General features: G+C 69.5%; 6 protein-coding genes. All 6 read right to left on the bottom strand.

What is annotated here, in order from left to right:
• Positions 1 to 19: 19 nt before the first annotated feature.
• Positions 20 to 760, bottom strand: a complete 741-nt coding sequence (locus FKP22_RS18675; RefSeq protein WP_231011785.1) for an ABC transporter ATP-binding protein — start codon at positions 758 to 760, stop codon at positions 20 to 22.
• Positions 761 to 851: 91 nt separating this feature from the next.
• Positions 852 to 1823: an ABC transporter substrate-binding protein gene (locus FKP22_RS18670; protein WP_231011644.1), complete on the bottom strand. Its 972-nt coding sequence runs from the start codon at positions 1821 to 1823 to the stop codon at positions 852 to 854.
• Between the two features lie 97 nt (positions 1824 to 1920).
• Positions 1921 to 2610 carry a TetR/AcrR family transcriptional regulator gene (locus tag FKP22_RS18665; protein WP_233446888.1) on the bottom strand — a complete coding sequence of 230 codons (690 nt, stop codon included), beginning with the start codon at positions 2608 to 2610 and terminating at the stop codon, positions 1921 to 1923.
• 124 nt (positions 2611 to 2734) lie between these two features.
• The gene (locus FKP22_RS18660; RefSeq protein WP_141289188.1) at positions 2735 to 3538 is read right to left on the bottom strand and encodes a citryl-CoA lyase; all 804 of its coding nucleotides are present in this window, start codon (positions 3536 to 3538) and stop codon (positions 2735 to 2737) included.
• 10 nt (positions 3539 to 3548) lie between these two features.
• The gene (locus FKP22_RS18655; protein WP_141289186.1) at positions 3549 to 5057 is read right to left on the bottom strand and encodes a class I adenylate-forming enzyme family protein; all 1509 of its coding nucleotides are present in this window, start codon (positions 5055 to 5057) and stop codon (positions 3549 to 3551) included.
• 16 nt (positions 5058 to 5073) lie between these two features.
• The coding region (locus FKP22_RS18650) for a tripartite tricarboxylate transporter substrate binding protein (protein WP_141289184.1) at positions 5074 to 5897 on the bottom strand (824 nt) is incomplete at its 5' end.

The raw sequence follows: 5897 nt of genomic DNA, 5'->3' as shown, positions 1-5897 counted from the left end.
CACCGGGCCCTGCCAGCGATCAGTCATGGCTGTGCCCCAGGAAGCCATAGAGCTCGCGGCGCAGGCGCAGGAACTCGGGCAGTTCCTTGGTGCCGAGTTGGTCGCGGGGCCGCGGCAGTTGGACGTCGATCACCCGCGCCAGACTGGGACGCTCGGGCGTGGGGTTGGCGCGCAAGGCGACCACGCGGTCGCCCAGGTACAGAGCCTCCTCCAGGTCATGGGTGACGAAGAGCACCGTCAGGCCTCGTTCGCGCACCAGGCGGGCGAGTTCGTCCTGAAGGCTCTCGCGCGTCATCGCGTCCAGCGCTCCGAAGGGCTCGTCCATCATGATCAGCTCGGGCTCCTGCGCCAGGCAACGCGCGATCTGCACCCGCTGCTGCATGCCCCCCGAGAGCTGCGCCGGGAACTTGGCGGCATGCGCCGCCAGCCCCACCGTGGTGAGCACACGCTCAATGCGGGCGGCCCGGTCGGCCGGGGCCACCCCGGCCGCCTCCAGGGCCAGGCTGATGTTGCCCGCCACGGTGCGCCACGGCAGCAGCGCGCGCCCATAGTCCTGGAACACAAACGCCACTTCGCGGGACGGGCCCGCAACGCGTTGCCCGCCCCGCATCACCGTGCCGCTGGAGGGCGTCTCGAAACCGGCGGCAGTGCGCAGCAAGGTGGTCTTGCCGCAACCCGAAGGGCCGACGATGCAGACGAACTCGCCCCGCGCGATGTCCAGGCTGGTGGGAGACAGGATGACCCGCGCACCGAAGTGCATGGCCACGCGGTCGAAGCGCAGCAGGGTCTCGCGGGGTTGGGCCTGGGCCGCATGGCGCAGCTCGATGACAGGAACGGCAGACATGGTGGCCTCAAGCCTTCAGGATCAGGTTGTCATAGGCGATCTGGCCCTTGAGCAGGCCCTGGTCCTGCATCAGCGCGCCCCACCAGCGAAGTTGCGCGGGCGTGACAATGGGCCCGGGCGGGGAGATCTGCATCTTGGTCGCGACCGGCTCCGGCAGCTTGAGGTACTTGCCCAACGACGCCCGCACCTTCTCTTCGTTGGACGGCCTGAGCATGAAGGCCGCCGCCTCGCCCAGCCCCTCGCGAAAGGCCTTCACCGCGGCCTGGTTCTGCTGAACCCAGTCGCGGCGCGCCACGTGCACCACGGTCGGATAGCCGGAGGGCAGGAACGTCATGTAGTAAGCGGCCACATGGCCGACCCCGCTTTCCAGGATGCGCGCCATGAAGGGCCCACCGGTCACCACGGCATCGATCGCGCCGCCGCGCAGCAGGTCGGCGTGCTGCGGGAACGGCGCCTCGACGAAGCTGACCTTGGCCGCGTCCACGCCCAGGGACTTCAGCCAGGCGCGGAAGGTCACATGCAGCAGCGCGCCCAGTCCCGGCACGCCAATGCGCTTGCCCACGCAGTCCGACGCGCCGCGGATGTTGGTGCCGGCCTTGGCCACCAGGCCCAGCTCGGTGTAGGTCTTGGAGAGCACGCCGCCACCGGCCAGCACCACGTGGTTCAGGCCGGCGTCCACCGACTGCAGGAAACCCGTGGGTGTGACGCCCCCGATCTGCAGCGAGGCCGACTGCACCGCCGGCACGATCGTGGGGTTCAGCGGAATGAAGCGCAGTTCCATCTCCAGGCCGCGCCGGGCGAAGAAGCCCTCGTCCACGCCCACGAAGACGGTGGCGAAATCGGACACGGCGGAATAGCCCAGGCTGATGCTGGCGTTGGTGCCGGCACGTGAAGCCATCGGCGGCGCGGCCAGCGAGGCGGCGGCGGCCATGCCACGGCGCAAGGCATCGCGGCGGCGGAGCAAGAAAGGTGATCGCATGCGGGTCTCCGGGTCGTTTCGTCAGGTCATGGCTGCGCCAGCCGGGGGCTGACCCAGCTTCGAAGCGCGCGGCGCAGGGGAAGGCGGAAGGGGACGCTCAGGTCACCAACACGGCACGGAAGCCGGCGGTGACAAAGCGCAGCAAATGCGGGGTGGCCGCCGGGTCGGCGGGCTGGTTCTCGCCTTTGGACAGGCGCGCCACGCGCGTGTCGGAAAGGAAGTGCAGCAGCGCGCCGAGCATGAACTGGTAACACCAGGCCACCTGGCCGCGGCTGCTGCCGGGAAACAGGACCTGCAGCGCGTCGAGGTAGGCATGGGCCAGCGGGTCGAAGAACTCGCGCTGCGCCTTGTCGGACTCGGCAGTGGGCAGCGCCAGTTCACGCGCGGCCATCAGGGCGTAGTACTGGCCCTCGGGGCTGCCATGCAGGGCCACCACCGGCCCGATGAAGGACGCGATCAGTCGCTCCAGCGCATCGTCGGCAATCGGGGGCTGGGTGGCCGCTCGCAACTGCGCGAGCCGGGTGTCGATGGTGCCCTGCCAGGACTCGAAGATCGCGTAATAGAGGTCCTGCTTGGCGCCGTAGTAATAGCCCACCAGGGCCAGCGGCACGCCGGCTTCGGCGGCAATCTCGCGGATCGACACCGCGTGGTAACCACGCAGCGCAAACAGCTTCTCAGCGGCCAGCAAGATGGCGCGCTGCCGGTTCGGCTGGGCATCGCCTTGGCTGGCTTTGCGCGACTCGGGCAGGCGCCGCTGGGGAAAGGTCGAAGGCATCTCGGCAGGCATGGTGATCCGGAAATCGACAGGCGCGACAAGCCGCGCCATGTCGAGTTTGTACACCCGTACAAGAATTTTGTACGACCGTACAAACCCTGGATTACCCCCGCCGGCGCTGCCGGCCCCTCTCAGTTCACAGCTGCTCAGGCTCTAAGGCCACCGGATCGGCGTCGAACGAGATGGTGGCCTCCACCGTCTCCCAGATGAAGCGCCCCGACGGTCTTTGCTGTTCCTCGACGACGTGGGCGACGAGCCCGGCGGCGCGCGACATGACGGCGAAGCCGCGCATGACTTCGGTGGGCACGCCGATCTCGCCGAGCAGCGCGGCGACGGCGCCGGTGGCGTTAATCGTGATGGGTTTGCCAGCTGCCGTGTCGACCGCGCGGGACAGGGTTTCGAGGGCGCGCAGGTAGTCGCCGGGCAGCTCAGGCTCGGCGCGGGCCAGGTCCAGCAGCTTGTAGGCGCGCGGGTCCACCGGCTTGTGCAGGTGGTGGCCGAAGCCAGGCACGGGCTGTTTGCGGGCCTGGTGTTCGCGGGCGATGGCCAGGGCTTCGCCTTGCGGGTCGGCCGCGGCCTGCAGGCGGTCCAGCAGGCGCGAGCAGTTTTCCATCGTGCCGACGAAGCTGCTGCCCACGGCCATCAGGCCCGCGGCCACGGCACCCTGCAGGTTCTCAGGCGCGCTCATGTAGACCAGCCGGGTGGCAATGGCGCTTGGCGTGAGGCCGTGTTCCATCAGCACGATGAGTACCACGTCGGCGATGCGCATGTCGACCGGGCGCGGCGTGCGGCCAAGGATCTGCATCAGCAGCACCTCGGTGAAGGTCTTCTGGCCCATCAGGTCGTCGACCAGGTTGGCGCCGCCGTAGTGCAGGCTGGTCAGCGTGTGGCGGCACAGGCGGGTGGTGGGCGGTGCCTTGGCTTTGGTGGAGACGGTCATTGCAAGGCCTTCAGTGGGAGTACGAGGCCAGCGCGAGTTCGCGCACGGCCGCCTTCAGCACCTTGCCGACGGGCGAGCGCGGCAGGCTGGCGTGGAAGTGGATGCGCTTGGGCGTGTGCACCGGCCCCAGGCGCTCGCGCACGAAGGCGATCAGTTCGGCCTCGGCCGCATGCTGACCAGGCCGCAGTTGCACTGCCGCCTGCACGGCTTCGCCCCACTTGTCGTCCGGCACGCCGAACACCGCGCATTCGTGCACCGCCGGGTGCTGGCCCAGCGCGTTTTCCACGTCCACCGGGTAGACGTTGAAGCCGCCGGTGATGACCAGGTCCTTCAGCCTGTCCTTGAGGTACAGGAATCCGCGGGCGTCGATCAATCCTCGGTCGCCGGTGTGCAGCCAACCGTCGACCAGGGTTTCAGCAGTCTTCTCAGGCAGACGCCAGTAGCCGCTCATCAGCAGGTCACCGCGGGCCACGACTTCGCCGACCTCGCCGCGCGGCAGCAGCTCGCCGGTCGGCGCCATGATGGCCACGTCGCTGAACCAGGTGGTGCGGCCGACCGAGGCCCAGTTGGCCTCTTCCTCGAAATCCTCGGGCCGCATCACGGTGAGGATTTGCGGCGCCTCGGTCTGGCCGTAGGTGGTGCCCAGCACCGGGCCGAAGAAGGCGCGCACCGCGCGGATCTTCTCGGGCGGCATGGCCGCGCCGCCGTAGATCAGGCGACGCAAGCGTGGGAAGTCGGCCCGCGAGGCGCCGGGCAGCGCCATCAGCATGTAGATCAAGGTGGGCGGCATGAAGCAGGCGGTGCCGCCGCGGGTCCTGAAGGCCTGGCGCACGGCCTCGGCGCCGCCACTGGCCAGCACCACATGGCAGCCGCCCTGCGCCAGGATGGGCAGCAGGTAGGTGGAGGTGCCGTGCGTGATGGGCGCGGCCAGCACGTAGCGCTCGTGTTCGTCGAAGCCCCAAGCCTGGACCTGGTTGGCAATGTTGGCCAGCCAGGCGCGGTAGGGTTGCATCACGCCCTTGGGCGCGCCGGTGGTGCCGCCGGTGAACTTGATGGCCTGCGTGGCCTCCAGCGGCAGGTCGATCACAGGCCGCGGCGCGCCAGCGTGCTGCGCGGCCAGCGAGGCGATGTCCAGGCCGTCCTGGCCCGTTTCGCAATGGATGCGCGTGCCCGGCGCCTCGCCCAGCAGCGCCATGCCGTCGGCGTCGGCCACCAGCAGCGTGGGTTCGGTCGCGTCCACCAGGCGGCGAATCTCGGGCGCGGTGCTCTTCACGTTCAGCGGCACCCACACCTTGCCGCTGGCCAGCACCGCCAGCAGCGCGACGATGTGGGCCGTGCTGTTGGCCGCGCAGATGCCCACGCGGCTCTGCGGCGTGGGGTCCAGCGCGATGAAGGCCGCGGCCAGTGCGCTGACATGCGCGGCCAGCGTGTCGTAACGCAGCAGGCCTTCAGGTGCGTCGATGGCGATGCGCTCGGGCCAGCGGTCGGCGGCGCGCCAGAAGAAGTCGATCGGGTGCATGAAGGGCTTGTCCTGCTCAGTCTGGTTTGATGCCGGCCTGCTTGATGACCTCGCGCCAGCGCTTGGCTTCGGAGGTGATCAACTGCTGCAACTGCGCGGGCGTGCCGGGCTCGGGCGTGGCGGCCATGTCGCGCAGGCGTTGGGCGATGTCCGGCTCGGCCAGCACCTTGTTCAGCTCGCTGTTGAGCCGGGTGATGACGGCGCGCGGCGTGCCAGCGGGGGCGGCCAGGCTGAACCAGGACTGCACGTCGAAGCCGGGGAAGCCGGACTCGGCCAGCGTGGGCACGTCCGGCAGCAGCGGCGAGCGTTGCGCGCTGGTGATGGCTAGCGCGCGCAGCTTGCCGGCCTTCACATGCGGCAGCACCGAGGGCGTGTTGTCGAACATGGCCTGCACCTGGCCGCCCATCAGGTCGGTCAGCGCCGGCGCGCTGCCGCGGTAAGGCACGTGCAGCAGGTTGGCCTTGGCAACCACCTTGAACAGCTCGCCCGAGAGGTGGATGGTGGAGCCGCTGCCGGACGATGCGAAGCTCAGGCCTGCGGGCGCCTGCGCCAGCTTCACGAACTCGGCCACGTTCTTCGCCGGCAGCGCCGGGTTGACCACCAGCACGTTGGGCACGCGGGCGATCAGGCCGATGGGCTCGAAGTCCTTCAGCGGGTCGTAGCCCAGCTTCTCGTACAGCGATGCGTTGACCGTGTTGGCCACGGTGTAGACGTAGAGCGTGTAGCCGTCGGCCGGCGCGTGGGCCACGGCTTCGGCGCCGATGTTGCTGTTCGCGCCGGTGCGGTTGTCCACCATCACCGACTGGCCCAGGCGCTCGCCCAGCTTGCCGGCCACCAGGC

The sequence above is a fragment of the Ideonella azotifigens genome (assembly GCF_006519715.1).
Lineage (GTDB): Bacteria > Pseudomonadota > Gammaproteobacteria > Burkholderiales > Burkholderiaceae_C > Ideonella > Ideonella azotifigens.
The sequence above is the reverse complement of the archived record's forward strand: the minus strand, read 5'-3'. Positions and strand labels throughout refer to the sequence as shown.

Excerpts from the sequence above, each read along its gene's own strand:
- FKP22_RS18675 (WP_231011785.1), bottom strand. The coding sequence starts at position 760 with ATGCACTTCGGTGCGCGGGTCATCCTGTCTCCCACCAGCCTGGACATC.
- FKP22_RS18670 (WP_231011644.1), bottom strand. The coding sequence starts at position 1,823 with ATGCGATCACCTTTCTTGCTCCGCCGCCGCGATGCCTTGCGCCGTGGC.
- FKP22_RS18665 (WP_233446888.1), bottom strand. The coding sequence starts at position 2,610 with ATGCCTGCCGAGATGCCTTCGACCTTTCCCCAGCGGCGCCTGCCCGAG.
- FKP22_RS18660 (WP_141289188.1), bottom strand. The coding sequence starts at position 3,538 with ATGACCGTCTCCACCAAAGCCAAGGCACCGCCCACCACCCGCCTGTGC.
- FKP22_RS18655 (WP_141289186.1), bottom strand. The coding sequence starts at position 5,057 with ATGCACCCGATCGACTTCTTCTGGCGCGCCGCCGACCGCTGGCCCGAG.